Here is a 330-nt window from a genome sequence, read left to right as displayed (position 1 = left end):
AAGACCGGCGCAGAGAGAGAGAGAGAAAAAGAGGGAAAAGAGGGGGAGGGAAAAAGGAAAGGAATGGGAGGGGGAGAAGGGAGGAAGGAAGAAAAAGGAGGGGAAAGGAAGGAGGGAGAGGAAGAAAGGAGAGAGGGGAGAGGAGGAAGGAAGGGAGAGAGAGAAAGAGAAAGGAAAAGAGAGGAGAGGGAGAAGAGAGGGGAAGGAAGAAAAGGGAGGGAGAGGGAAGAGAAGAAAAAGAGGAAGGGAGAAGGGGAAAAAGGAGAAAAGGAGGAGAGGAGATCGAGCGATAAAAAAGAGACATCGACGGCACCCCCACACCCGTGCTGC

At 52.4% G+C, this 330-nt stretch carries 1 protein-coding gene; it reads left to right on the top strand.

Features of this window, described 5'->3' with window-relative positions:
• Window positions 1-330, top strand: a 330-nt coding sequence (locus tag NR112_RS23340) for a hypothetical protein (RefSeq protein ID WP_256796480.1), incomplete at both ends; no start/stop codon positions are given.

The sequence above is a fragment of the Terrabacter sp. Ter38 genome (assembly GCF_024519435.1).
Classification (GTDB): Bacteria; Actinomycetota; Actinomycetes; order Actinomycetales; family Dermatophilaceae; genus Terrabacter.
Note: the sequence above shows the minus strand (reverse complement) of the source record. Positions and strands in the feature narration are given on the sequence as shown.